General features: G+C 60.7%; 27 protein-coding genes. 19 read left to right on the top strand and 8 right to left on the bottom strand.

Translation table 11 applies throughout. The annotated features are described in order from the left end of the window. The first annotated feature begins 16 nt into the window (after nucleotides 1-16). From K7B09_RS05995 to mgtE, 13 genes are all read left to right on the top strand, one after another. Complete coding sequence (locus K7B09_RS05995) at nucleotides 17-1,015, top strand: KpsF/GutQ family sugar-phosphate isomerase (protein WP_288969072.1); 999 nt, start codon at nucleotides 17-19, stop codon at nucleotides 1,013-1,015. Then, nucleotides 1,015-1,563 carry a KdsC family phosphatase gene (locus K7B09_RS05990; RefSeq protein WP_223627854.1) on the top strand — a complete coding sequence of 183 codons (549 nt, stop codon included), beginning with the start codon at nucleotides 1,015-1,017 and terminating at the stop codon, nucleotides 1,561-1,563. The genes K7B09_RS05995 and K7B09_RS05990 overlap by 1 nt, the downstream gene beginning before the upstream one ends. After that, the gene (lptC, locus tag K7B09_RS05985) at nucleotides 1,560-2,114 is read left to right on the top strand and encodes an LPS export ABC transporter periplasmic protein LptC (protein WP_223627852.1); all 555 of its coding nucleotides are present in this window, start codon (nucleotides 1,560-1,562) and stop codon (nucleotides 2,112-2,114) included. Before K7B09_RS05990 ends, lptC begins: the two co-directional genes overlap by 4 nt. Then, nucleotides 2,098-2,631, top strand: coding sequence for a lipopolysaccharide transport periplasmic protein LptA (gene lptA, locus K7B09_RS05980; protein ID WP_223627850.1), 534 nt, complete (start codon nucleotides 2,098-2,100; stop codon nucleotides 2,629-2,631). The genes lptC and lptA overlap by 17 nt, the downstream gene beginning before the upstream one ends. Continuing rightward, nucleotides 2,631-3,350 carry an LPS export ABC transporter ATP-binding protein gene (gene lptB, locus K7B09_RS05975; RefSeq protein ID WP_223627848.1) on the top strand — a complete coding sequence of 240 codons (720 nt, stop codon included), beginning with the start codon at nucleotides 2,631-2,633 and terminating at the stop codon, nucleotides 3,348-3,350. Before lptA ends, lptB begins: the two co-directional genes overlap by 1 nt. Nucleotides 3,351-3,433: 83 nt before the next feature. Further along, nucleotides 3,434-4,861: an RNA polymerase factor sigma-54 gene (locus K7B09_RS05970; RefSeq protein WP_223628699.1), complete on the top strand. Its 1,428-nt coding sequence runs from the start codon at nucleotides 3,434-3,436 to the stop codon at nucleotides 4,859-4,861. A gap of 59 nt (nucleotides 4,862-4,920) precedes the next feature. Continuing rightward, complete coding sequence (hpf, locus tag K7B09_RS05965) at nucleotides 4,921-5,247, top strand: ribosome hibernation-promoting factor, HPF/YfiA family (protein WP_223627846.1); 327 nt, start codon at nucleotides 4,921-4,923, stop codon at nucleotides 5,245-5,247. 31 nt (nucleotides 5,248-5,278) lie between these two features. Further along, nucleotides 5,279-6,235, top strand: coding sequence for an HPr(Ser) kinase/phosphatase (gene hprK / locus K7B09_RS05960; RefSeq protein WP_223627844.1), 957 nt, complete (start codon nucleotides 5,279-5,281; stop codon nucleotides 6,233-6,235). Beyond that, on the top strand, nucleotides 6,232-7,098 hold the full coding sequence (gene rapZ, locus K7B09_RS05955) for an RNase adapter RapZ (protein ID WP_223627842.1): 867 nt from the start codon (nucleotides 6,232-6,234) through the stop codon (nucleotides 7,096-7,098). Before hprK ends, rapZ begins: the two co-directional genes overlap by 4 nt. Before the next feature lie 56 nt (nucleotides 7,099-7,154). Further along, nucleotides 7,155-7,547, top strand: coding sequence for a PTS sugar transporter subunit IIA (locus K7B09_RS05950; protein ID WP_223627840.1), 393 nt, complete (start codon nucleotides 7,155-7,157; stop codon nucleotides 7,545-7,547). A gap of 36 nt (nucleotides 7,548-7,583) precedes the next feature. After that, a complete protein-coding gene (locus tag K7B09_RS05945) occupies nucleotides 7,584-7,853 on the top strand; it encodes an HPr family phosphocarrier protein (RefSeq protein WP_223627838.1) in 270 nt (89 codons plus the stop codon). Then, nucleotides 7,853-9,574 (top strand): phosphoenolpyruvate--protein phosphotransferase, encoded by a 1,722-nt coding sequence (gene ptsP / locus K7B09_RS05940; RefSeq protein ID WP_223627836.1) that lies wholly within the window; start codon nucleotides 7,853-7,855, stop codon nucleotides 9,572-9,574. Before K7B09_RS05945 ends, ptsP begins: the two co-directional genes overlap by 1 nt. Nucleotides 9,575-9,708: 134 nt before the next feature. Beyond that, complete coding sequence (mgtE, locus tag K7B09_RS05935; protein WP_223627834.1) at nucleotides 9,709-11,070, top strand: magnesium transporter; 1,362 nt, start codon at nucleotides 9,709-9,711, stop codon at nucleotides 11,068-11,070. Here the strand turns inward: mgtE and K7B09_RS05930 are convergent. From K7B09_RS05930 to K7B09_RS05910, 5 genes are all read right to left on the bottom strand, one after another. After that, complete coding sequence (locus K7B09_RS05930; RefSeq protein ID WP_223627832.1) at nucleotides 11,054-11,995, bottom strand: aspartate carbamoyltransferase catalytic subunit; 942 nt, start codon at nucleotides 11,993-11,995, stop codon at nucleotides 11,054-11,056. The genes mgtE and K7B09_RS05930 overlap by 17 nt on opposite strands. 104 nt (nucleotides 11,996-12,099) lie before the next feature. Then, nucleotides 12,100-12,588, bottom strand: a complete 489-nt coding sequence (gene ruvX / locus K7B09_RS05925; protein WP_223627830.1) for a Holliday junction resolvase RuvX — start codon at nucleotides 12,586-12,588, stop codon at nucleotides 12,100-12,102. Further along, nucleotides 12,585-13,151 (bottom strand): YqgE/AlgH family protein, encoded by a 567-nt coding sequence (locus K7B09_RS05920; RefSeq protein WP_223627829.1) that lies wholly within the window; start codon nucleotides 13,149-13,151, stop codon nucleotides 12,585-12,587. The genes ruvX and K7B09_RS05920 overlap by 4 nt, the downstream gene beginning before the upstream one ends. 40 nt (nucleotides 13,152-13,191) lie before the next feature. Beyond that, a complete protein-coding gene (locus tag K7B09_RS05915) occupies nucleotides 13,192-14,322 on the bottom strand; it encodes a PilT/PilU family type 4a pilus ATPase (protein WP_223627826.1) in 1,131 nt (376 codons plus the stop codon). A gap of 23 nt (nucleotides 14,323-14,345) precedes the next feature. Beyond that, nucleotides 14,346-15,383 (bottom strand): type IV pilus twitching motility protein PilT, encoded by a 1,038-nt coding sequence (locus K7B09_RS05910; RefSeq protein WP_223627824.1) that lies wholly within the window; start codon nucleotides 15,381-15,383, stop codon nucleotides 14,346-14,348. Between the two features lie 195 nt (nucleotides 15,384-15,578). Here K7B09_RS05910 and K7B09_RS05905 point away from each other — a divergent pair, with 195 nt between their 5' ends. From K7B09_RS05905 to K7B09_RS05895, 3 genes are read left to right on the top strand one after another with little or no spacing between them, the layout of a single operon-like run. Further along, complete coding sequence (locus K7B09_RS05905) at nucleotides 15,579-16,235, top strand: YggS family pyridoxal phosphate-dependent enzyme (RefSeq protein ID WP_223628696.1); 657 nt, start codon at nucleotides 15,579-15,581, stop codon at nucleotides 16,233-16,235. Then, a complete protein-coding gene (proC, locus tag K7B09_RS05900; RefSeq protein WP_223627822.1) occupies nucleotides 16,232-17,053 on the top strand; it encodes a pyrroline-5-carboxylate reductase in 822 nt (273 codons plus the stop codon). Before K7B09_RS05905 ends, proC begins: the two co-directional genes overlap by 4 nt. Nucleotides 17,054-17,069: 16 nt before the next feature. Then, nucleotides 17,070-17,555: a DUF4426 domain-containing protein gene (locus tag K7B09_RS05895; protein WP_223627820.1), complete on the top strand. Its 486-nt coding sequence runs from the start codon at nucleotides 17,070-17,072 to the stop codon at nucleotides 17,553-17,555. Between the two features lie 63 nt (nucleotides 17,556-17,618). Here the strand turns inward: K7B09_RS05895 and pdxH are convergent, their stop codons facing one another. Further along, the gene (pdxH, locus tag K7B09_RS05890; RefSeq protein ID WP_223627818.1) at nucleotides 17,619-18,215 is read right to left on the bottom strand and encodes a pyridoxamine 5'-phosphate oxidase; all 597 of its coding nucleotides are present in this window, start codon (nucleotides 18,213-18,215) and stop codon (nucleotides 17,619-17,621) included. Between the two features lie 55 nt (nucleotides 18,216-18,270). On the opposite strand from pdxH, the gene K7B09_RS05885 reads away from it, so the two are divergent. Both K7B09_RS05885 and aroB read left to right on the top strand, forming a co-directional pair. Then, nucleotides 18,271-18,801, top strand: a complete 531-nt coding sequence (locus tag K7B09_RS05885; RefSeq protein WP_223627816.1) for a shikimate kinase — start codon at nucleotides 18,271-18,273, stop codon at nucleotides 18,799-18,801. Then, a complete protein-coding gene (aroB, locus tag K7B09_RS05880; RefSeq protein ID WP_223627814.1) occupies nucleotides 18,798-19,892 on the top strand; it encodes a 3-dehydroquinate synthase in 1,095 nt (364 codons plus the stop codon). The genes K7B09_RS05885 and aroB overlap by 4 nt, the downstream gene beginning before the upstream one ends. A 14-nt stretch (nucleotides 19,893-19,906) precedes the next feature. Here the strand turns inward: aroB and K7B09_RS05875 are convergent, their stop codons facing one another. Together K7B09_RS05875 and K7B09_RS05870 are read right to left on the bottom strand one after the other, a co-directional pair. Then, nucleotides 19,907-20,428: a response regulator gene (locus tag K7B09_RS05875; protein ID WP_223627812.1), complete on the bottom strand. Its 522-nt coding sequence runs from the start codon at nucleotides 20,426-20,428 to the stop codon at nucleotides 19,907-19,909. A 19-nt stretch (nucleotides 20,429-20,447) separates the two neighbouring features. Continuing rightward, complete coding sequence (locus K7B09_RS05870; RefSeq protein ID WP_223627810.1) at nucleotides 20,448-21,731, bottom strand: ATP-binding protein; 1,284 nt, start codon at nucleotides 21,729-21,731, stop codon at nucleotides 20,448-20,450. 220 nt (nucleotides 21,732-21,951) lie between these two features. Here K7B09_RS05870 and K7B09_RS05865 point away from each other — a divergent pair, with 220 nt between their 5' ends. Then, nucleotides 21,952-26,334 (top strand): EAL domain-containing protein, encoded by a 4,383-nt coding sequence (locus K7B09_RS05865; protein WP_223627808.1) that lies wholly within the window; start codon nucleotides 21,952-21,954, stop codon nucleotides 26,332-26,334. Nucleotides 26,335-26,397 lie beyond the last annotated feature (63 nt).

The raw sequence follows: 26,397 nt of genomic DNA, 5'->3' as shown, positions 1-26,397 counted from the left end.
TTTAGCGGAAACCCACGTGCCCCCCGCCCATCCTGCCCGTTTTGACCATTTTGATTTCGCCGCCAGCGGTCGCCGCGTGTTCGCCATTGAGGGCGATGCGCTGACTGTCGTGGCTGCACGCCTGGATGGTGCCTTCAGTGCCGCGTGCCGGGCCATCCTGGCCTGTCGCGGGCGCGTGGTCTGCACGGGGATGGGCAAATCCGGGCATGTGGCGCGCAAGATCGCCGCCACCTTGGCCTCGACTGGCACCCCCGCGTTTTACATGCATCCGGGCGAGGCTGCGCACGGCGACTTGGGCATGGTGACCGACGCCGATGTAGTGCTGGCGCTGTCATATTCGGGTGAAAGTGACGAGGTCTTGCTGTTGCTGCCGGCACTCAAGCGCCAAGGTAATGTGGTGCTGGCGATGACCGGGCGCGAACAATCAACCCTCGCGCGTGAAGCCGATGTTCATCTCGACGTGGCAGTGCCGGTGGAAGCCTGCCCGCTGCAACTGGCCCCCACTTCCAGCACCACCGCCGCACTGGCGATGGGCGATGCGTTGGCGGTCGCCTTGCTGGAGGCTCGCGGCTTCACCGCCGACGACTTCGCTCGTTCGCACCCGGCGGGAGCCTTGGGCCGCCGCTTGTTGTTGCATATCACTGATGTCATGCATGTAGGCAATGACGTGCCGAAAGTCGGTCCGGACGCCAGCATCAGCGCGGCGCTGGTGGAAATGAGCCGCAAGCGCTTGGGCATGACCGCAGTGGTGGATGCCGAGGATCACTTGCTGGGCCTGTACACCGATGGCGACCTGCGCCGCAGCCTGGACGATGCCGGCGTGGACCTGCGTCACACCCGCATTGATGCAGTGATGACCCGCGCACCCCGCACCATTGATGCCGATGCTCTGGCCGCGGAAGCCGCGCAATTGATGGAAACCCACAAAATCAACGCCCTCCTCGTCACCAATGGGCAAGGCCAGGTGGTGGGCGCGCTCAACATCCATGACCTGCTCCGGGCGCGGGTGGTGTGATGGCACAACCTCCTCACTATCCCGCCGATGTGCTGGCACGCGCTGCCAACATCCGCCTGATCGGGTTTGATGTGGATGGCACCCTGACCGATGGCGGTCTGCTGTTTGGCAGTGATGGCCACGAACAAAAATGCTTTCACGTGCAGGACGGGCTGGGGCTGGTGCTGCTGCGCCATGCCGGCATTGCCACCGCACTGGTCAGTGCGCGCAACAGCGCGGTCACAGCTGCGCGGGGGCGTGAATTGAAGATCCCGCATCTGCACATTGGCGAAACCCGCAAACTGGACTGCATACGCAAGCTCGCTGCGGAGTCAGGGCTAAGCATGGATGCGGTGGCATTCATGGGCGACGACCTGCCGGATCTGGCTACCTTGCGCGCCGTCGGGTTGGCCATCGTGCCTGCCGATGCGCATGCCTGGGTCATGCCCGCCGCCCATTGGGTCACCCCACGCACGGCCGGTCACGGGGCCGCACGTGATGCTTGCGACTTGTTGTTGCATGCACAAGATCGGGTGCAGGCCATTCTGCAGCACGGGGAGCACCCATGAACTGGCGCACCGGGATGATTCTGTGCTTGTTGCTGGCGGCAGGGGTCACCGGCTGGTCGGTGTGGCGGCAATATCACCCCGACCAGGATGTGGTGCTCACAAGCCGCCCCGATTATGTGCTGCACGATTACGAAATCGTATCGCTGGACAAACTCGGCAAGGAATCGTTCACCCTGCGCGGGCCGCAATTGCAACGCGACCCGGCCGATAAAACCATGACATTGAACACGCCACACTTCGAAGTTCCGGATCGGACGGGGCATTACTGGAATGTGGATGCCAAGCGCGGCTTTGTTCCTGCCGGTGGCGGCCAGCTGCAATTGACCGGCGAGGTGATTGCCATCAGTCCGCCACAATCACCACCCGCCACCCGCATCGAAACCGAATCACTGACCCTCCTGCTGGGCGAACACCACGCCCAAACCAGCGATGCCGTGACCATTACCCAACCCGGTCTTACAATGCGTGGCATTGGCATGCGCGCGGATTTGGATCGCCAGCACGTCTCCCTTCTTTCACAGGTTAAGGCCCGCTATGTCCCGCAACATTGATCTGTGCGCCTCTTTGCTGGTTCTGCTCGCCGTGGGTGGTACCGCCAGTGCCCGCAGCACCGACCGCAACCAGCCGATGGATATCAATTCCAATAGCAGCGATTGCAGCAGCCTGGGCGCCAACGCCAGCTGCACCCTGATCGGTAATGTCACCATTGACCAAGGCAGCTTGCATGTGAAATCGGCCAAGGCCGTGATCCAACAAGCCAACGGCAACCCCAGCCGCGCCCTGCTCAGTGGCGGGGTGACCTTGCAACAGGAGATGGACGATGGTGATCGCATCGACGCCGCCGCTACCAATGTCGATTACGACATGAAAAATGAAACCATGGTGTTTACCGGCAACGTGGTGATCAAGCAATCGCGCGGCAGCATCAATGGCGAACGGGTGGTGTACAACCTCAAGTCCGGCCAGCTGCAAAGCGGTGGCGAAGGTGGTGGGCGGGTCAAGATGCGGATTCTGCCCAAGGATACCGCTGCTCCAGCTGCACCCAGCAGCGCTAAGGGCACGCCCTGATGCTGGTCGCCGAAGGCCTGCGCAAACGCTATCGCTCACGCGAAGTCGTGCGCGATTTCGGTCTGCAGCTAAACGCGGGGGAAGTGGTCGGTTTACTGGGCCCCAACGGTGCCGGCAAGACCACATGTTTTTACATGATCGTGGGTTTGGTGGCCGCCGATGCCGGGCGCATCCTGCTGGATGACACCGACATCACCGACCTGCCGATGTATGCCCGCGCGCGCCTCGGGCTTGGCTATCTGCCGCAGGAGCCGTCGGTCTTTCGCAAATTGAGCGTGGCCGACAATATCCGTCTGGTGCTGGAGTTGCGTCCGGATCTGGATGACGATGGCCGCGAACACGAGCTCAATTCACTGCTCGATGAATTGCAGATTGGTCACGTCACCGAGCAGCCAGGTGCCAGTTTGTCGGGCGGCGAGCGGCGGCGCGTGGAAATTGCCCGCGCCTTGGCTGGCAAGCCGCGCATGATCTTGCTGGACGAACCATTCGCCGGTGTGGACCCCATTTCGGTCAACGAAATCCAACGCATCGTGCGCCACCTCAAACAACGCGGCATCGGCGTTTTGATCACCGACCACAACGTGCGCGAAACCCTGGGCATTTGCGATCGTGCCTACATTCTTGCCGAGGGCGGTGTACTGGCCCAGGGCGCGCCTGCCCAGCTGCTGGAAAACCAAGACGTACGCCGCGTCTATCTGGGTGAAGACTTCCGTTTGTAACTTTTGGTGACGCGCCCATCGCGGAGAGAATCGAAGCGTCAGAGACAGCCAATTTTCGCGCGACTGGCGCTATGCTGCAGATGATGAAGCCGCATTTATCCGCCACCACGCAACAGCAACTGGTACTGACGCCGCAACTGCGTCAAGCCATTCATTTGCTGCAGTTGTCCACCGCGGAGCTGGAAGCCGAAGTAGCCGAGGCGGTGGCCAGCAACCCGTTGCTGGACTGGGTGGAAGATGCCGACCACGGCAATGCCACCGGTGATGCCGAGTTTTCCGCCGCTGCACCTGCGGCAAGCAGTGAGCCACAAGAGCCCCAACAGGTTCCTGAGGACAGTTGGGAGTCAGCACCGGATACATGGGCCGAACAGGCAGGCAGCCACAGCGCACGCAACAACGACGACTTCGAGCATTCGGAGGATGCAGACAGCCTGCACGACCACCTGCTGTGGCAATTGCATCTGGGGCACTTCAGCCCACGCGACACGCGAATCGGTATCGCCCTGATCGATGCCATTGATGATGATGGCTACCTGCGCGAAGACCTTGGCGACTTGCTGAGCAGCCTGCGCCCGGAGATCGACACCCGGGTGGAGGATGCATTGCCGGTGTTACACCGCATCCAGCAATTTGACCCGGTGGGGGTGGGGGCACGCGATCTGGGTGAATGCCTGAGCCTGCAATTGCGTGCGCTGCCCGCCGATACCGTCGGGCGCACGGTGGCTCTGCAGCTGGCGGCAGACAGTCTGCAACGCCTGCCCAAATTAGGGATCGCAGGCATCTGCCAAGAGGTCGGCTGCAGCCAGGAACAAGCCCAGGCCGCGGTAGACCTGCTGCGGTCACTGAACCCACGGCCCGGCGCACAATACGGCGCGCTGCCCAACGGCAGTTATGTGATCCCCGATTGCGTGATTTGGCGGCAGCAAGGGCTTTGGCACGTGGCGCTGGGTGCCGGAGCCATGCCCAAGGTGGCCATCCAGCGCGATTACCAGCAAATGATTCGGCATGCCGGCAGTGCCGATGCCGACTATTTGCGCGGGCATCTGCAAGAAGCGCGGTGGCTGCTCAAAGGCTTGGAATCGCGCGCCGACACCCTGCAGCGCGTAGTGCGTTGTCTGGTTGCCGAGCAAGCCGGGTTTTTGGAATTTGGCCCGCAGGCACTCCGCCCACTGACCTTGCGCAACGTGGCCGACACCTTGGGCTTGCACGAATCCACGATCTCGCGGGCAGTGGCGCGCAAGTATGTACGCACCCCTCGCGGCACCTTGGCCTTGCGGGATTTTTTCGCCTCTGGCATTGATACCGACGCCGGTGGCAGCACCTCCAGTACCGCCATCCAGGACCGCATTCGGCAACTGGTGGCCGCTGAAAATCCACGCAAGCCCTTGTCGGATGCACGACTTGCCGATACGTTGAAGGCCGAGGGTGTGCCGGTGGCTAGGCGCACCATCGCGAAGTACCGCGAAGCATTGCAAATTCCAGCTTCGCATGAGCGCGTGCGGATCGGCTGACACCGTTCCGTGCACCCGTTGCGGGCACCCGTCCGCAGCATCAGCAGAAGGAGGTCAAGATGCAGATCGAAACCTATGGCCAGCAAATGGATGTCACGCCTGCCCTGCGCAGCCACGTGGAAACCCGGTTTGAACGCCTTGCGCGGCATTTCGAAGGCGACTGCGAAATCCGTGTGCAGTTGGCGCTGGAGAAGCCGTTGCACAAGGCGATTGCAACGATCAATGTGGCCGGCCGCACCTTGCATGGCGATGCGGTGGGCCCGGACATGTACGCCGCGATTGACATCCTGGTGGACAAGCTGGACCGGCAACTGATCAAGCACAAGGAAAAACAGCTGGAACAACGCAAGGGTGATGGTCTGGCCAAGAGTGGCGTATTCGAGTGAACACTGGGCTCCGTAAGCACCGGGTGGCTGCGTGAGCACCACGCGGATTACCGCCAGTGAACTGTTCGCCAGCCAGCAGGAGCGCTTGGCGCTGCGCTGGCTGGCCGGACAGGAACGCGGCGACCAACGGATACTGGAAGCCGTCAACACCGTCGCCCGTCGGCCCTCGCTGGCGGGTTACTTGAATGCCATTTATCCGAACAAGGTGCAGATTCTTGGCACCGAAGAATTGGAATGGCTGGACGGGTTGGATGCGCGTCAGCGTTGGGAGACCATTCACAAGATCATCGACTTTCGCCCGCTGGCGCTCGTCATCAGCAAAAACCAAAGCTGCCCGGAAGACCTGCGCAGTGCCGCCGAAGAATCCGACACGCCTCTGTGGCTATCGCCCCGGCGCGGGCATGAACTGCTCAACCACCTGCAATATGTATTGGCACGCACCTTGGCCCCGCGCGTCACCTTGCACGGGGTGTTCATGGAGATCTATTCCATCGGCGTATTGATCACCGGGGAGTCGGGTTCAGGCAAAAGCGAGTTGGCGCTGGAGTTGGTCACCCGTGGCCATCGTTTGGTGGCCGACGATGCCCCCGAGTTCACCCAAATCGCACCCGATGTGCTGGATGGCACCTGCCCTGAATTACTGCAGGATATGCTGGAATTGCGCGGCCTTGGGGTGCTCAATATCCGGCAAATGTTTGGTGATACGGCGGTCAAGCGCAATAAATACCTGCGCATGATCGTGCATCTGAGCAAGCCATCCCCTACCCCAGGCAGCAGCGGTATGGAGCGACTCACCGGCGATCTTGGCAGCCGCCGCGTACTGGATTTGGACGTGCCCATGATCACCATCCCGGTGATGGCCGGCCGCAACCTGGCGGTGTTGACCGAGGCTGCCACCCGCATGCATATCCTGCGCAGTAAAGGCATCGACCCGGCCGCCGCATTCATGGCCCGTCACAGTCATTTTCTGGAACGCGCCGCGTCATGAGCGTCACCTTGCCCAGCCTGCTGATCGTCAGTGGCATGTCCGGCTCGGGCAAATCCGGCGCCCTGCATACACTGGAAGATCTGGGCTATTACTGCGTGGATAATCTGCCGGCAGAATTGCTGCCGGACTTCGTTCGCCGCATGTTGGCCAATGATTCGGCGCCGTCCAGAATCGCGGTGGTGATTGACGCCCGCAACCTGGGGGATTTATCGGAGGTGCCGCAAGCCCTGTCGCAGATCGGCGCATTGGGTGCCAATCCGCGACTCTTGTTTTTGGAAGCCCGCGACGAGGTCGTGCTGCGTCGCTATGCCGATACCCGGCGTCGGCATCCATTGAGCCACCTTGGCCTGGGCTTGGCCGATGCGATTGCCTTGGATCGGCAAGCACTGCGCCCGTTGCGCAAGATTGCCGACATTTTGCTGGATACCAGCGAGATGAACGTACATCAGATGCGCCGCCGGATCCTGGCCGAGTTTGGGCTGGAAGGTGCCGGCGTTGCACTGATGTTTGAATCGTTCGCATATCGCCACGGGGTACCGATCGATGCCGATTTCGTATTTGATGCCCGCGTGCTGCCCAATCCACATTGGGATGCCCGACTGCGCCCGCTGTCCGGGCGCGACGAGTTAGTACGCCACTACCTAGACGCGCAGGCCGATGTCAGCGTCTATGTCGAGCAAGTACAGACGTTCCTGGATCGTTGGCTGCCCAAGTTGCGCTCGGAAACCCGCAGTTATGTCACCGTGGCATTTGGTTGCAGCGGCGGGCGGCATCGCTCAGTGTATCTGGCCGAACGCCTGGCGCAGCACTTCCGCAGCGCTGATTGGCCGGAAGTGGCGGTGCACCATCGGGAACTGGATTAACCCACAATTGCGCAATGTGCTTTCGCAGCATCCTCTGCGTCTGTTAAGTTTGCAGCATGGCCGTCGGCATTCTCCTCATCACCCATGAAGGCATTGGCAGCACCTTGCTGGCGGTTGCCTTGCGTCTGATGCGCAACTTGCCCCTGGCTTGCGAAGCCTTCGATGTCCCCTTCGATGGTGATCCGGACAGCTTGTTGCCACAAGCCAGCGCAGCGATGCGCCGCGTCGATAGCGGCAGTGGCGTGCTGGTATTGACCGATTTGTACGGCGCCACTCCCAGCAATATCGCAGCGCGCTTGGCACGCCTGGGGACACCGGTGCGGCGGGTATCCGCTCTGAGCTTGCCCATGTTGCTGCGCGTGATGAATTACGCCGATTTGGATCTGGATGATCTGCCTGCGGTGGCCGCCGCAGGTGCACGCAATGGAGCGATTACCGATGATGCTTGAGCACACCCCAGCACTATCCCGCCGCGGAGGCCGTGCATGATTCGTCGCGAGCTGACCATCAGCAACCGCTTGGGCTTGCACGCGCGTGCCACCGCCAAACTGGTGCAGTTGCTGTCCACCTTCCGCTGCCAAGCCACGCTGGAAGCACGCGGTCGCGAGGTCAACGCCAAAAGCATCATGGGGGTCATGTTGCTGGCCGCCGGCCCTGGCTCGCAGGTGATCCTGCAAGTGGATGGGGAGGATGCCGAGGCCGCCGCCGAGGCGGTGGCTGCCCTGTTCGAGTGCCGCTTCGACGAGGACAGCTGATGCGCCAACTGCTGCCCGGAACCGCTGCCGCGCGCGGTTGCGCACTCGGGCAAGCACGCGTGCGTTTACCGCATGCGTTGGATGTCGAAGAAACCAAAATCGCGACCGAGGCAGTTGCGGCTGAGCTGCAACGCTTTCACGCTGCAGTGACCACGGTGCGTGCGGAAATGCGCGATCTGCGCGACCGCCTGCACGGCGCATTGGCGCACGAGGTTGGTGAATTCATCGACCTGCATGCGCTGTTGCTGGATGACCCCGAGCTGCTCTCGGGCATTGATGATTTGATTCGCACCGGCCATTATTCGGCCGACTACGCCCTGCGCCTGCAACGCAACCGCTTGGCTGCGGTATTCGAAAGCATGGACGATGCGTACCTGCGCAGCCGCATCGACGACATCGACCAAGTCATCGGCCGCTTGCATGCGGCACTGCACAGCCAGCATGCAGTGCTGCAAGGCGTGTCGGGCGAAATTCTGGTGACCGACAGCGTGGCCCCCGCCGAGTTGGCACTGCTGCAATCGCAGGGCGTGGTCGGCGTGGTCACCGCCGGCGGCAGCCCCCTCTCGCACAGCGCCATCCTGGCCCGCAGTCTGCATCTGCCATTGGTGGTGGGTAGTCCACATCTGCTGCAAAAAGCCAACGATGGTGATGTGTTGATCATCGATGGCAGCACCGGGTTGGTAGTGCTGGAGCCCAATGCCGGTGACCTGCGCGCGCACCATGCCCGCGTGGCCGAAGCGCGGCGCGAACGCCGCCAGCTCAATCGGCTACGGCGTGAACCGTCGCGCACCCGCGACGGCATCGATATCAAGCTGTGGGCCAATGCCGAATCCCGTGACGATGTCAGCGAAGCGCACGCCCTAGGCGCAGCGGGTGTCGGCCTGTATCGCACTGAATTTTTATTCCTGGGCAGCAATGTATTGCCGGATGAGGATGCCCAGTTCCGTGCTTACCGTGACGCGGTATTGGCGATGACCGGGCGCACCGTAACCATTCGCACGCTGGATCTGGGCGCAGACAAGGCCGACAAAACCGGGCTGGCACTACGCGATGAACCCAATCCGGCATTGGGTTTGCGCGGGGTCCGACTGTCGTTGGCGCGCCCGGAATTGCTGCGCGCACAACTGCGAGCCATCGGTCGGGCGTCTGGCTATGGACCAATCCGCATTCTGGTGCCGATGGTGACTGCTGCGGAAGAACTGCAAGCGGTGCGTAGCGCGCTGCATGCGGCACTGGCAGAGTTGCGCGCCGAAGGGCTTGAAGTAGCCGCGCACATTCCGCTGGGGGCGATGATCGAAGTGCCTTCGGCGGCACTGGCGCTGCGAAGTTTTATTGGTGGCTGTGATTTCATCTCGGTAGGCACCAATGACCTGGTGCAATACCTGCTGGCAGCCGACCGCACCAATGAATCCTTGGGCGAGTTGTACTCACCACTGCATCCTGCGGTGTTGCGGGTATTGCACGATGTGATCCGCACCGGCCTGCGGCGACGGATTCCAGTCACGGTGTGTGGGGAAATCGCGGCCGATCCCACCTTCGTGCCACTGCTGCTGGCGCTGGGCCTGACCGAACTCAGCTTGCATCCAGCAACCTTGCTGGAAGTTCGCCAGACCATTCGCAACAGCATGCATGCACAGTTGCGGGCCGCTGCCCCCAGCTTGCTGCGTGCGCGCAACCGTGCTTCGATTTTGCGCTGGCTGAACACCCATTCCCAACCGTAGGAGCGCGCCCTGCGCGCGACATCATGCTTGGACAGTTGTCATCTGCACAAGCGATAATGTGCGCATCATGAACGCCTGACCCCTCGCCTGCGTGCCCTGCATCGCGGCGTCCCTCTTATCCGCCGGAACCACGCATGGCCGAGCCCATTCGCCACGACAAGACTGCGCGCCAGCTGCGCCTGCTGTCCGATGCGCTGGACAGCGGTCGGCTGGGGCCGGTGCGGCGCATGGTCAACACGCTGTCGCCGGCCGAGATCGGCAACCTGCTGGAATCGCTGCCGCCGGGCAAGCGCAGCGTGGTGTGGGGGCTGGTGGACGCCGAGGATGACGGCGAAGTGCTGGTGCATGTTGGCGAGGAAGTGCGCGAAAGCCTGATTGCCGACATGGATCAGGACGAGCTGGTGGCTGCGGCCTCGGACCTCGACATCGACGACTTGGCCGATCTGGTGGAAGACCTGCCAGACACGGTGATCGACGAAGTGTTGAAGTCGATGGACCGCGAAAACCGCGAGCGCCTCGAACAGGTGCTGTCCTACGCCGAAGACAGTGCCGGCCGCTTGATGAACCCGGATATAGTCACCGTCCGCGCCGACACCACCATCGACGTCGTGCTGCGCTACCTGCGCCTGCGCGGTGAACTGCCCGACCACACCGACCATCTGTATGTGGTCAGCAAGCGTCACCAGTATCTGGGGCGGATCGCACTGCAAGCCTTGCTGACCCACGAGGCCGGCACCCCGATCAACCAACTGCTGGATGACGAACAACCTGCGATTGACGTCAACGAAACCTCGGCGGAAGTCGCCCGGCAATTTTCCGACCACGACTGGATCAGTGCGCCAGTGGTGGATGACAGCAACATCCTGCTGGGCCGCATCACCATCGATGACGTGGTCGACATCATCCGCGAGCAGGCCGAGCACCAGGTGATGTCGGCCGCCGGCCTGGACGAGGACGAGGACCTGTTCTCACCGGTACGGCGCGCATTTCGCCGCCGCATGTTGTGGCTCACGATCAACCTAGCCACCGCCTTCCTTGCCTCATCGGTGGTCAACCAATTCCAGGACACGATCGCGCATCTGGTTGCGCTGGCGGTGCTGATGCCGATTGTGGCCGGCATGGGCGGCAATGCAGGCACGCAAGTCCTCGCACTCATGGTACGCGGGCTGGCGTTGGGCCAGATTGGTGGCACCAATATCGGCGTGCTGGTGTGGAAGGAAGTGCGCATCGCCATCATCAACGGCATCGGCATTGGCCTGTTGCTGGCGCTGATCGTGCTGGCGTGGTTCCACGATGCCAAACTGTCGCTGGTCATTGCCTTGGCACTGACCGTCAATTTCACCTCCGCTGCGCTGGCCGGTGTGTTTGTGCCCGTGACGGTCAAACGCTTTGGCTTCGATCCGGCCCTGGCCGGCGGGGTGATCCTGACCACCGTCACCGATGTGATGGGATTCTTGTCCTTCCTCGGCCTGGCGACGCTTATTCTGGTGCGCTGAGCAGCGACTCCAGCACCGCCATGCGCACCGCCACGCCGTTGGCCACTTGCTGCAAAATGCGCGACTGCGCACCGTCGGCTACCTCGTCACTGATTTCCACCCCGCGATTCATCGGCCCCGGATGCATCACGATGGCGTTCACCGCCGCACGCCGCACGCGCAGACTGGTCAGCCCATAGTCGCGGTGGTAATCCTCGATCGAATCCACCAGCCCTTCGGTCATGCGTTCGCGTTGCAAGCGCAGCATCATCATGGCGTCCACACCGTCCAGCGCGGCATCAAAATCATCGGTGACGACGCAGCCATGCAAGGTGTCGTCATCCGGCAACAACGCCGCCGGCCCGCACACCCGGATTTCGCCACAACCCAGCGCACGCAACGCATGCAGGTCACTCCGCGCCACCCGCGAATGCTTCACATCGCCCACCATCACCACTTTGAGCGTGGAAAAATCGTCACCGTGCGCTTGCCGCAGCGTCAACATGTCCAGCAGGCCTTGGGTGGGATGATGGCTGCGGCCATCGCCGGCATTGACCACCGCCACGCCAGGATTGGCTACCGCCGCCAGCGCCGCCACCGCACCATCCTGTTTATGCCGTACCACAAACCCGCGCACACCCATCGCCTGGATGGTGCGTAAGGTGTCCATATCGGTCTCGCCCTTGGTCGCCGATGATGTGGAAGCATCGAAATTGAGGATCTGCGCCCCCAACCGCTGCGCCGCCAATTGAAAGCTCAAGCGGGTGCGGGTGGACGGCTCGAAGAACAACGTGCACACCGCCACCCCAGCCAGCGCCTGTGCGGCCTGCGCACCGTCGGCAAAAGCTTGGGCGCGGCGCAACAAGCGATCCAACCCATCCACCGGCAGATGTTCCAGATCGAGCAAGTGGCGAAATTGACCGTTGGCGTCGAGATGCAGACTCATGGGCAGCGTCAGAAAAGGGGGCGAATTCGTATTTTATTCCAGGCACCCACAAAATGATCCTGCCTGCGGCCTCGCCCTCCCAGTGCACGACCTCCTGCCGCAGTTCAATCGCGTGGAGGCGACAGTCGGTCTTGGGTACCTGCAGACAACCAGCGCTCGACAATCACTGCAGCCGCTACGGCATCCAGCACATCCGCATCGCGACGTTTGCGGGTACCGGCGGCGCGGGCGGCGGCAAAACGGCGAGCGGCTTCTTGTGAGCTGTTGCGTTCGTCGATCATCGCCACGGGCAGGCCGCTGCGGGCGTGGATTTGCTGGGCAAATGCCTTGGCAACTTTGCGGATCGGTTGATCACCGCCATCCAAGGTCATCGGGTCACCCACGATCAAGCCGTCGGGTCGCCATTCACGCAGGAGTTTGTCGAAAAGCACCCAGTCCGGGCCGCCTGCATGCACATCGATGACCGCAATCGCAGTGGCATTGCCGGTTAACGCATTGCCAACAGCTACCCCGATTCGACGTGCGCCGACATCGAACCCCAATACCGTGCCATCGGCACGCAAGGTGAAACTGGCCGCGCTCGGCTCGCTCATGCGTGGCCGCTGTGGCTGGCGTGGTTGAGCAAGTCCACGCCAATGCTGCCGGCAGCGGATTGCCAACGCAATGCCATCGGCAGCTGAAACAGCACGTCACGGCGGTTGGGTACCAACAGCCAACTGTCATCCACCAGCTCTTGTTCCAATTGACCTGCGCCCCAGCCGGCGCATCCCAATGCCACCAGTGCTTGGGCGGGACCTTCGCCGCGCGCCATCGCTTCCAGCACATCGCGCGAGGTGGTCAGATACAAACCATTACCCACTTCCAAACTGGAATCCCAAGTGCGATCGCCTTCATGCAGCACAAAACCGCGCTCGGGATGTACTGGCCCACCCGCCAGCACCACCTGCGCCTTCAATGCGTCGTTGTCGCTGGCCACACCCATCTGTTGCAGCACTTCGCCAACGGTGTAATCGGAGGGCCGATTGACGATCACCCCCATCGCGCCGTCAGCATCGTGCTGGCAGATCAAGGTGACGCTGCGCTCGAACTGCGAGTCTCGCAACGCGGGTAGCGCGATCAACAGGTGATTGCCAAAGTTTTGCCGTGACTCGTCCATAGCGCATATTTTAGCGCGCCGTGGGCGACGGCCGAAGGGCTCAGCGCGCTTCGGCCACCTCCACCCCATCCAGGCCCTGCGCCAAGGTGCGCGCATCGCCACCTTGTGCCAGCTTGATCCGCAGGCGCACTTCGTTGCTGGAGTCAGCGAAGCGCAGCGCGTCCTCGTAGCTGATTTCACCCGCTTGATACAGCTCAAACAGGCTTTGATCGAAGGTCTTCATGCCCATTTGCACGGATTCCCTCATCACTTCCTTCAGCTTATGGATCTCGCCGTCGCGGATGTAGTCCTGCACCAGCGGGGTGCCCAGCAGGATCTCCATCGCCACCCGCCGCGCTTTGCCATCCGGGGTGGGGATCAATTGCTGCGCGACCACACCCTTGAGGTTCAGCGACAAGTCCATCAGCAACTGGCTGCGGCGCTCCTCGGGGAAGAAATTGATGATGCGATCCATGGCCTGGTTGGCATTGTTGGCGTGCAGCGTGCACAACACCAAGTGGCCGGTTTCGGCAAACGCAATGGCGTGATCCATGCCTTCGCGGGAGCGCACCTCGCCGATCATGATCACGTCAGGCGCTTGCCGCAGCGTGTTCTTCAGCGCGTTTTCCCAGCTGTCGGTATCAATGCCGACTTCGCGCTGGGTAATGATGCAGCCATCGTGTTTGTGCACGAACTCAATCGGGTCTTCAATCGTGATGATATGCCCGGTGGAATTGGCGTTGCGATAGCCAATCATCGCCGCCAGCGAGGTGGATTTACCGGTACCCGTGGCGCCCACGAAGATAATCAAGCCGCGCTTGGTCATTGCCAAGGTCTTGATGATGGGGGGCAGACTGAGTTCTTCCACGGTGGGGATGCGGGTTTCGATACGACGCAGCACCATGCCCACCTGGTTGCGCTGATAGAAACAACTGACACGGAAGCGCCCGACCCCGGCCACGCCGATCGCGAAATTGCACTCGTGGGTTTTTTCAAATTCCTCACGCTGCAGCGGCGTCATCACGTTCAATACCAGATCACGCGACTGCTGCGGCGTGAGCGGGCTCTGGGTGATCGGGCTGATGCGGCCGTTGACCTTCATCGACGCCGGCATACCGGCCGTAATGAACAGATCCGACGCCTTTTGGTGCGCCATCAGTTTAAGGAACGAGGTGAAATCAATGCTGCTCATGGCGCTCTCCTGCGGCCCGGTGCTTACTCGAACAAGCGCTTGTCTTTGGCGTATTCACGTGCCTGCTGGCGGCTGACCATGCCGCGCTTGACCAGCTCTTGCAGGTTTTGATCCAGCGTCTGCATGCCCACGTTTTGGCCAGTCTGAATCGACGAATACATCTGCGCCACCTTGTCCTCACGGATCAGGTTGCGGATGGCGGGGGTGCCCACCATGATTTCGTGCGCGGCAGTACGGCCGCCGCCGACTTTCTTCAGCAGCGCCTGCGAAATCACCGCACGCAATGATTCGGACAGCATCGAACGCACCATCGGCTTTTCGCCGGCGGGGAACACGTCGATGATGCGATCGATGGTCTTGGCCGCCGAACTGGTATGCAAGGTGGCGAATACCAAATGCCCGGTTTCGGCGGCGGTCAGTGCCAAGCGGATGGTTTCCAAGTCACGCAATTCGCCGACCAGAATATAGTCGGGGTCTTCGCGCAGGGCCGAGCGCAAGGCTTCATTGAAGCCGTGGGTGTCGCGGTGCACTTCGCGCTGGTTGATCAAGCACTTCTGCGAGGTGTGGACGAATTCGATGGGATCTTCCACCGACAGGATGTGGCCGTATTCGGTTTTGTTGATGTGATCCACCATCGCTGCCAGCGTGGTGGATTTGCCGGACCCTGTCGGCCCGGTCACCAGAATCAGCCCCACCGGCTGCTCGATGAGTTCCTTGAAGATGCGCGGGCAACCCAAGTCTTCCAGCGTCAGCACTTCCGACGGAATGGTGCGGAACACCGCACCGGCGCCACGGTTCTGATTGAATGCATTGACACGAAAGCGCGCCAGACTCGGAATTTCAAAGCTGAAGTCCACTTCCAAGAATTCTTCGAAGTCGCGCCGCTGCTTGTCCGACATGATGTCGTACACCAGCGCATGCACCTGCTTGTGATCCAGAGCGGGGATATTGATGCGGCGCACGTCGCCATCCACACGAATCATCGGCGGCAAACCTGCCGACAGATGCAAGTCCGATGCTTTGTTCTTGACCGAAAATGCCAGAAGTTCAGCGATATCCATGCGTACTCCCCAACCCGAATGTGAATTGTCAGCCGGCGTGCAGTCCCTTGTGTAACGACTCGTGCCTTCGCTAAACCGCTGGCACCGCCCGCGCCCCGCAGGCAGTATGAGCGTCACCCCTGCCCGCGTACAACTACCACCGTGCCAAATTCCGAAACCAACGCATGCACAGCCCTGCATTCGGCCGTGTCCTTGATCGACAACGCAAGTCAACGCTGCGGCAGGCCAAACGCTCGCCTGCTGGCGGTCTCCAAGACCCGATCAGCTGCAGCGATTGCCGCCATGGCGGCTTGTGGCCAGCAGGCGTTTGGCGAAAATTACGTACAGGAAGCCCTGCCTAAAATCGAGGCACTGCGCGGACTCGGGCTGGAATGGCATCTCATCGGCCACCTGCAATCCAACAAAGCGGAGCAGGCAGCTGTTGCGTTCGACTGGGTGCAAACACTGGATCGACTCAAGCTGGTCACTGCACTGGCAAAGCATCGCCCAGATTCGTTGTCACCACTGAATGTGCTGATCCAGGTCAATATCGATGATGAAGCCAGCAAGAGCGGCTGCCATCCCGATGAAGTCGCCGCGCTCGCGGTTGCCATCACCCATGAGCCGCGCCTGCACCTGCGTGGCTTGATGGCCATTCCCGCCCCTGCGCCTGATATGCAGCGCCGTCGATCAGCGTTTCGGGCGATGACTGCATTGTTCACCGCCGTACACATGCGACACCCCGGCATCGATACCCTGTCGATGGGAATGAGCGAGGATTTTGTGGCCGCCATTGAAGAAGGTGCGACCATGGTGCGCATCGGCAGCGCGCTATTTGGCGCACGCCAACCCAAGACGGAGCCCGCAGCATGAATGACCACCCAATCGCTTTTATCGGCGGCGGCAATATGGCGCGCAGCCTGATTGGCGGCCTGCTGGCACAGGGCCACGCACCCGCATCGATCCACGTTGCTGAACCCGTGCCTGCGCTACGCGATGCACTGCGCGCCGACTTTGGCGTGGCGGTGTTCGACGATGGCGCACAGGCGGTCGCGGGTGCCGATACCTGGGTGCTAGCCACCAAACCGCAGGTACTGCGCCAAGTGTGCGGGGCACTGGCAAGCCACGCACAAACCAGTGCGCCGCTGGTGGTTTCAATCGCCGCCGGGATCACGGCCGCGCAAATTGAGCGTTGGCTGGGTGGAGGCATCAAAGTGGTGCGCACAATGCCCAACACCCCTGCGCTGCTCGGCGCCGGGGTCACCGGCCTGTACGCCAGCGCACGCGTGGATACAGCCGGCCGCGACTTCGCCGATCGCCTGCTGTCGGCCGCCGGCAAGACCGTGTGGCTTGCCGACGAGGCCCAGATGGATGCGGTGACCGCGGTGTCGGGTAGCGGCCCGGCGTATGTGTTTTTGCTGACTGAAGCGATGGTCGATGCTGGCATCACCGAAGGGCTCGCTGCCGATGCGGCGCGCCGCCTTGCGCTGCAAACCGTGTTGGGCGCAGCGCGGATGCTGACGGAATCCGATGTGGATGCCGCCGAGTTACGCCGCCGCGTGACTTCGCCCAATGGCACCACCCAGGCGGCAATCGAAATGTTGGAAGCCGGCGGCTTCCGTGGCCTTGTCAAGGCCGCCATCCACGCCGCCCGCCGCCGCGGCCAGGAACTATCTGCGGCCAATGATTAAGGATCTGAATATGCGCATGGCCACCTTTTATCGTTATTTGGCTAGCGCTTTTGTTGTCGTTTTGGTCGGCGCGTTGGACGCGTGCAGCCAAGGTGCTGCCCCCACCCCTGCCAAACCGCTGAACCTTAGCGCCGCCATCCATCAGGCCAAGGTTGGTGATGCCGTGCTGCAAACCCAAACCGTGCCGTTATCGTCAATCAATGCAGCCACCGCCAAGCACTACGGCATCGACACCACCAAGGAAGGGGTTCTGTGGTTGGTGACCGTGCGCGATGCCGCCGGCAATTCACTAAGCCCTGCCGACTTGCAGCTCAGTGCCACGACCAGCGTGTTGCCAGATCCGCCCAAGCCGTTGTCCCTGCGCGCCATTCAAACCGCAGGCATGACCGACTACATCGGCGTGGTGCAGGCCAATGCGCCCGCCAGCGTACAATTCCAGTTGGTGGCCAAACGCGGCACGGAGCGCAGCGAAGTGACCACCACGGTGGATCTTCAGCGCTGAGGCTCGACGCCAACGCTCAGCGCAACTACTGGACCCGGATGAGCTGCACCGCTGATCGCCAGCTCACGGATACAACATTCGCTGCGACCAACTGCCATCGGCGGCGCATTCGTGCAGGTGCCGCTCGTGCAGGCGGTATTGCGCGCCGTACCAGAACTCCACCACCCGTGGCCTGATCCGGAATCCACTCCAGCGCGGCGGGCGCGGCACGTCGCGGCCAGCAAACTCGGCGTCGAATTTATCCAACTGCGCATCGAAGGTCTCACGCGCATCCAAGGTTTCCGACTGCTGCGATGCCCACGCGCCCAACTGGCTACCGCGCGGGCGGCTGGCGAAATAGGCATCCGCCTCGGCTGCAGACACGATTTCAACCCCGCCCTCGATGCGCACCTGCACGCCATTGCGCACCCGCGGCCAATGAAACAACAACGCCGCCTGCGGATTGGCTTGCAGCTCACGCCCCTTGCGCCCATCCAGATGGGTGTAGAACACGAAACCACGCGCATCCCATGTTTTCAGCAACACAATCCGCGCCGACGGCCGGCCCTGCGCATCTACGCTGGCCACGGTCATCGCCGTGCGGTCAGGCTCGCCGGCGGCCAAGGCCTCGGCAAACAGAGTGTTGAAGGTCGCGAGGATATCGTCAGGAAGTGTGCTCATGGTGATATTGTGCCCTGTCCGCATCCTTGGTGCACCCTGCTGTTAGCATGTTGCGATGCAAAAACAGCACATCATCCTGGTCGGCCCGATGGGCAGCGGCAAAAGCACGCTGGGTGCGGCATTGGCGGCGCGATTGGGGCTTGGCTTCGTGGATGTGGATGCCTGCATCGTGGCGATGGCGGGCATGTCGATTCCGGATATTTTCGCAACCGAAGGCGAAGCCGGGTTTCGCGACCGCGAAGCGCAAGCACTGGCCGACGCACTCGCCCACCAGCCCGCGGTGGTTGCCACCGGCGGTGGCGCGGTGCTGCGCCAAGCCAACCGCGACGCAATGCAGGCCGTCGGTTGCGTGGTGTATTTGCATGTATCGACGCAAGAACAACTGCGGCGCATCGAAGGGGACCGTAATCGTCCGCTGCTGGACAGCGACGCCCCCGCGCAGCGGTTGGCCGAATTGCAAAGCCAGCGCGAACCGCTGTATCGGCAAATCGCCAATCTCGTGATTGACACCAGCGTGCAGACGCCCGAACAACTGGCCGCGGCATTGGTGCTGCGGCTGCACGCCCTCAAGGATCCTCACGCATGAGCACTGCACCGCAAATCGTCGCTGTCGGTGGCAACGCGCCGTATCGCATCCACATTGGCGCAGGCCTGCTGGATGACGGCGTGCTGCTCACCGCCACCCTGCGTGGCCGCCACGCGCTGATCGTCAGTGATGCCAATGTGGCACCGCTGTATGCCAAGCGCGTGGAGGCCGCGCTGCGTGCCGCACAACCCGACTTGCGTATCGCGCGTCATGTCATCGATGCCGGTGAAGCGGAAAAAACGCTGGCCAATTTCGGTGGCGTGATCGATGCATTGGCCACCCTGGGCGCCACCCGCGACGCCTGCATCTATGCGCTGGGTGGCGGGGTGATGGGTGATATGGCCGGGTTTGCCGCCGCGTGCTGGATGCGCGGCATTGACGTGGTACAACTGCCCACCACCTTGCTGGCCATGGTGGATTCTTCGGTCGGTGGCAAGACCGCGGTGGACATCCCGCAGGGCAAGAATTTGGTGGGTGCGTTCCATCCGCCGCGCGCGGTGATTGCCGACACCGCCACCCTGCGCAGCCTGCCCCCCCGCGAGCTGCGCGCCGGCTTGGCCGAAGTCATCAAATACGGCGCGATTGTGGATGCCGAATTCCTACGCTGGCTGGAGGCGCACTGCGATGCCTTGCTGGCCGCCGACGATGCCGCCCTGTCGGCCGCGATTGCACGTAGCTGCACGCACAAGGCAGCGATCACCGAGCGCGACCCGTTCGAACACGGCGAGCGTGCGCTGCTCAATTTCGGCCATACCTTTGGCCATGCGATCGAGGCCGAGCAAGGCTATGCCCACGGCTTCAACCACGGCGAAGCGGTGGCGGTAGGCATGCTGTTGGCAGCCAAGCTTTCCGGCTTGCTGGGGATGGCCAGCGATGCCGATACCAGCACCCTACGCAGCCTGCTGCAACGCTTCGGCCTGCCGGTAGAGCTGCCTACTGGGTTGGCACCCGATGCCCTGCTTGCACGCATGCGGCTGGACAAGAAAGCACAAGCCAGCGGCCTGCGCTTCATCCTCTGGAACGGCCCGGGCACGGCCAGTGTGGTGAAGGATGTGAATGAAGCTGCGGTGCTACAGGCGTTGCGCGGCTAGTCCGAACTTGATATTCAATCCGGATCGATCGATATGGATCCATCCGGATTCCAGTCCACCTCGGTGATTCCAGGGCTTTCCTGCTCCAGTCGATCCCGTTCCCGTTGCGCACTGGCTTCTGCAGCAAATTTTCCGGCAATGCGCCCCCCCTGAGAGGTGAGGATAGCCACCACGATCCGCTGGAGCTCTGCATCAACCCAGGGTTTCTCGATAAAGCGCGTCAATTGTGCCTCGTTGATCGCGGCGATAATGGCATCACGATCAGCGAATCCCGACACGATGACCCGTGGTGTATTGGGATGACTGGCAATGGAGCGTGCCAGGAACTCGACACCGCTCATTTCCGGCATCCGGTAATCGGATACCAACAAATCGAACTGCATATCCTCGCAGCGATCAAGCGCGGCGTTGGGGTCAGTGAATACTTCAATTATCAGCGCTTCCCCCCCCAGGCGTGACGAAGGAATCGATGCGAGGTTGCGACGCAAGGCGCGAAGAATATTGGCTTCGTCATCCAGCAGCAGTACTCGATACATTCGTTTCTCCCTGTCGCGATCAGCGCGGTTGAGCAATCGGCAACTTCAACATGAACAGAGTACCTTCCCCGGGCACGCTAGTTACTTCGATGACGCCGTGATGCTTTGCGATGACGCCGTAAGATATGGCCAGCCCGAGGCCTGTTCCATGCCCAACGTCCTTGGTTGTAAAGAACGGATCGAAGATCCGTGGCAAGGCCTCGGCAGGAATACCCTTGCCATTGTCCCCGATCGAAATTCTGACTTGGTCACCACTGCATTCGCTAGTGATGGTGATGATGCCGTTGTTATCGATCGCTTGCGAAGCATTCACCAGCAGGTTCATGAACACCTGATTCAATTGCGACGGAATGCACTCGATCAAAGGCAGGTCGCCATACGACTTCACCACATGAGCCTTGTACTTGATTTCATTCCATACGATGTTCAGGGTCGAATCAAGACCGGCGTGGACATCCGCCATCGTCCAGTTCTCAGCCTGATCCTGATGCGAAAAATCCTTCAGGTCACTGACTATTCTGCAAACGCGATCCACTCCTTCAAGGGACTCCGTGATCAGGTCACGAACATCAATAGCCAGCGCCTCGTCACACGCATTCATCGCATCTTCATTCAGCTCATCGCTGACTGCTTGTCGCAAATCATCCTCGCACTCGGGTATCCGCGCCTGCCTAAGCAACTGAGCTAACGGCAGTCGAAGCATGTTGAGGTTGGATTTCACATATGCGATCGGATTGTTGATCTCATGCGCCACCCCTGCCGCCAGCTGCCCGATTGACGCTAACTTCTCGGTGTGGAAGGCCATCTCCTGAGCGCTTTTGAGCTTGGTATAGGCGATCTCCAGTTCTGCATTGCGCTCATGCAGCTCCTGCTCCCGCGCATATTCCAGGGTGATATCGCGAATACACATTGCAAATGGCTGGGTTCGCTGTGGCCCAAGCGCGACCAGATGAACCTGTGCAATACGATTCCGCAGTACCGCCCCGGCGATCCGTACCGCGCCAATCCAACTGCCTGACTCCCGGCACGTGTGCATCGCCGAGTCACTCAGCAGGCCCGGTTGCCAATCACGGAGATGCAGCAACTCATCCTGATTTTTATCGGGATTAAGGGAGTGTGCCAACAGGCGTGCCTGCAAATTGCAATACTGAATACACCCAGCATCATCAAGCAACAGCAACGCATCCTGCGCAGCATTCATATATTGCGTGAGGTACTCGGAAACGGCGGCGCTATCCATCCCGGGCGCGGTGACAGCCACCGGATCGGGCATATCAACACCTATCTGCTGATGCAGCTTCATCGCATCCGCCTCCTGTGCAAGCGCATGCAGATTAACGCACATCTGCTGCAATTCATCCGCACTCGATCACAAAAAATACTCGCCTGCCGCGGGAACCGGAACCCCCCATGCAGATTGATGCCGGTTCGTCTATTCTGTTGATTGGCAGGAGCAGCTTGGTCAGTTTTGTGCGGCGCAAAAATATGGTTTGAACAATCGAGGTCACACGATGCGAAAGTCGTTGACATCCACCGAACTCTCCGCGGCTTTCGGCCCCAGCCCCGTGCGTCTGCAGTGTGCGACGACAGCGGCGGAATATCTGATGATGGCGGCCCAGTTGGCGCGCGCGCCCATTGCAGTGATGTCCTGGCATTGCGATGACCGGGTGCATCCCATCGCAGCGATCGGCCTGAACCCATTTGAGGCGCTCGCGCTTGCCGAGCGTGGTGCTGCCGGCATTGCAGACCAAGACGAAGCGCATATCGTCGATTGCTTTGACGATCACGACTTTTTGGCCCAGCTGTCCATAGCGGACGACTATCCTTCTGCAATCCTCATATGCGCACCGATCGCCACACCTTCCGGCGAAATTCTCGGAGCCCTGAACCTGTTATGCGCTGAGGGCACCCCTGGCAAAGAAGTGATGGATTCGCTATCGGTGCTGGCGCGCGGCATTGCCGCAAATACCGACTGCACGCCCCCCCCATCAGCGACCGGTAAGCCGGCCGTCCTGTCCGATGCGGGCAGTGTGCCTGCAACCAAGCTATTCGCATCCATCGAAGTATCCAAAGCGGCTATCGTGGGAATGACGCTGAACGGCACGATCACGCATTGGAACGAAGGTGCCGAGATCATTTTCGGGTACTCCCGGAATGAAATCCTGGGGGACTCGGTGTATCGCCTCGTTCCGAAATCGCGGCAGTTCGAGGAGAATCAAACACTTTCGACAGTTGCCAAGGGAGAATCCATTGCACCCTATGAGTCGATTCGCCTGACTCGGACCCGCCGCTCGCTGCACGTACTGATCAGCGCGGCACCGATCACCGACCACAGCGGCAACGTGGTTGGCGCAAGTAAATTCATCCACGACATTACCCCACTGATCCGGCGCGAGCGTGAGTCTCAGCGCCTGTCTCGTTTATTCAACACCCTGAGTCAGATCAATGCGCTGGTCCTGAGCGCGGCCAACCGCGAGCAGCTATTGCATGACGCCTGTCGAATTCTGACTCAAGACGGCGCACTAGCGCTTGCGTGGATAGGGCTGATCGATCCCGCCACCCAACGCCTCAACCCGGTTGCAGCAAGCGGCCGGCAGGTTGCCTATGTAAATAGCATTCATGTTTATGCCGATGATCGTCCGGAAGGAAACGGGCCCTCTGGACTCGCCTTTCGTAGTGGAAAAACCCAGACCTGCAATGACCTGTTGAACGAGCCCACCGCGAGACCTTGGCTGGAGCAAATGCGCAAAGCCCGCCTGCGTGCGGGTACTGCGATCCCGATTGAAAAGGATGGCTGCACATACGGCAGCCTGGCCATCTACGCGCGCCATGCGGGTTACTTCGGCGCCACCGAAATCGCTGTTTTTGAAGATGTTGCGCGCGCCATCGGCATTGGTCTTGCCAGCTTCCGTCAGGCCGAGGAGACACGCCTTGCAAACCTAGTCCTGGAACGAGAACGCAAGTTGACTGAGTCTCTGATCGAGAGCTCACCTGGCATCGTCTGTCTGTTCGACCGCCAACTCCGCTGCCTGCGCTGGAATCAAAACATGTGCGTGGCAACCGGCTATACGGACGATGAACTGCGCAACATGAATTCACTGGAATTCTTTTCAGCCGATGACCGTGCCAGAGTCCTGGCCATGATTGAAGTCAGTTTTGCTGACGGGTCCGACCATGTCGAAGCCAGCCTGATCGACAAGCATGGCGCACCACATCCGTACTTGCTGTCGGCCAGGCGGGCACAGTTCGACCATGTCGATTGCCTGGTAGGCATCGGAATCGATATTTCCAACCGCATCCAAGCAGAAAGCGCACGCCAGCAAACCGAAAACCTCTACCGCAGACTGTTCGAATCGTCGTCACTCGGCATCGCGATAGTGGATGCCAGTGGGGTTTTCCTCGATAGCAACCTAACGTTGAATCAACTACTTGGCTACCCCGCCGGTGGCCTGACCGGCAAGTATGTATCGACCGCCGTCGCCCCCAGAGATCGACACCGCGTGGAGCCGGTGATCACCCAAATCCTTGCGGGAAACCCAGACCATGGGGAATGGGACATGCTGCATCGCGACGGCCACAGCATTCCCTTCAGCGCCAATTCGACCCAAGTCGATGGCAAAATCATGGTTCTGCTCGAGGACATTTCCGCCCGCAAGGCCCAGCAACAAAAAGTCGCACGCCTAGAGCGACTGCGCACCATGATCGGCGGCATCCACTCTGCGATGTTGCGCCACAGCGATCGCAGCCACCTGCTGACCGATGCCTGCCGCCTCGCGGTCGCCCAAGGCGATTTCACACTGGCGGCCATCGTCGAACTCGACCCTGCCAGCAATAATTCCCATGTCTTTTGCATACAGCAGCGGGATGTCGGCAACAATCAGACCGAAGCCGATGCCCGCTTTTCCATCACCGCCTGCAATCAATTGATCCTGCAAGCATTGCGTACCGGCAAGTCGGTGTTGGATAACAACCCGATCCATCTGCGTACTGCAACGGCGACTGATAGCCCCTGGTCGGCACCGCGCATTCGCTCGGTAGCGGCAATCCCATTGTGGTTGGGGGGCCGTACGCTGTACGCGATGGTGTTGTTGTCACCCGATCCGGATATCTTCGGTGCCGAGGAGGTGGATGTGCTGGAATGGATGGCCAGTGATCTGTCGTTTGCGCTTGATCAGCTCGTCGCCTCGCAGCAACTCCAGCATCTGACTTATTACGACCCATTGACCGGGCTGTTCAACGCACAAGGTGTGCGCGAACAAATTGCAAGATTCATTGAAGTTGCACGGGAGCGCGGTCAACACCTGTGCGTCTGTGCAATTGATCTTGATGACTTCGCGCAATTCAACGAACGTTTTGGTCGGGAGGGTGGCGACCATCTGCTGCGTTGCATTGGCGAACGATTGCAAGCACTGTCCAGCGAAACGTTCATCGCCGGCAGAATTGGAGGCGATACTTTCGCGCTCGTTCATTTGTCGGCGGAATCCGACTATGCCGCTAGTTTCGACCACCATTTATCCGATGCCTTTGGCAAGCCATTCGAATTGGACGGCCATCAAATTCCGGTACTGGTGCATACAGGTGTCGCGGACTACCCCGATACTGACGGATCATATGATGATCCGGTCGAGTTGGATCACGCGGTTCGCGCACTCAAGGCAGCAAAAATTTGGGGTGATCAGATCGTTCGCTATTCCCGGGTGGATGATACATTTCTGACACGCAGCAAATCTCCCGAATCGCAGCTACGCGATGCTATCGAGAGAGATGAATTCCTGCTCTATTATCAGCCGAGGGTCGATATCATCAGCGGCGAAATCGTCGGCGCCGAAGCCCTGGTTCGCTGGCAGCATCCAGAGCACGGCTTGTTGCCGCCTGCCGACTTCATCGCGCTGGCGGAGCGATCAGGGCTGATCTCACCGCTTGGTGCACGCGTTATCCACATGGCCTGCAAGCAGCAAAGTGCTTGGCGAGCAGCTGGTTTGCGGATAGTCCCAGTTGCTGCCAATGTGTCCGGCGCACAGCTCAGCCGCGACAATTTGATACGCGTCGTACGCGAAGCGCTGGACGATAACAGACTCGAACCCGAGTGGCTTGGGCTTGAATTAACCGAAAGTGCGGCCATGCAGGACGTCACCCGGGCAATAAAGTCATTCGAAAAATTGCGCGAGTTGGGTATCAAGCTATCGCTGGACGATTTCGGAACCGGCTATTCGTCGCTGTCCTATCTCAAGCGAATTCCGATTCACAGCGTCAAAATTGATCGCAGCTTTATCACCGACATCACCCGCAGCGTTGAAGACGCCACCATCGCGCTGGCAGTCATCGCAATCGCAAGGAGCCTGGGCTTGACCTCAGTGGCGGAAGGCGTGGAGACCTTTGCCCAACTCAATTACCTCGCCCAAAATCACTGCGACGAGATGCAAGGATATTTGTTCAGTGCCCCCTTGAACTCAGAAACGTTCGCCACATTGCTACGGGAACGTCCGCGGCTGGATCGCCGACAATCTGCTGCCAGCAACGGTCGCAGCCTGCTTATCGTGGATGACGAGCTCAGCATCGGCAAGGCATTGACACGCCTATTACGTCGCGACGGATACCACATCCTGGTGGCTGGCAGTGGAGAACAGGCATTGGAGATGCTTGCCATGCATCGAGTCCAGGTGATCATTTCGGATCAGCGCATGCCCGGCTTGTCGGGAACCGAGCTCCTCGACAAAGTCAAGATCCTGTATCCGGATACCATCCGCATGGTGCTCTCCGGATACACCGACTTGAATGTCATCACCGAATCCGTCAACCGTGGCGCAGTGTTCCGCTTCCTGACAAAACCATGGGACGACGACAACCTGCGCGCACAGGTACGTGATGCATTTCTGCACCATGATGGCCAAAATTCCACACCGTAAACGGCATGCCACTTGCTTGACCTGCACTTGCTGGCATGCCGTTCCCACAGCCGAAATCGTGCT

The organism is Thermomonas beijingensis (assembly GCF_020034655.1).
Lineage (GTDB): Bacteria > Pseudomonadota > Gammaproteobacteria > Xanthomonadales > Xanthomonadaceae > Thermomonas > Thermomonas beijingensis.
This window is presented reverse-complemented; position numbering and strand designations above follow the sequence as displayed.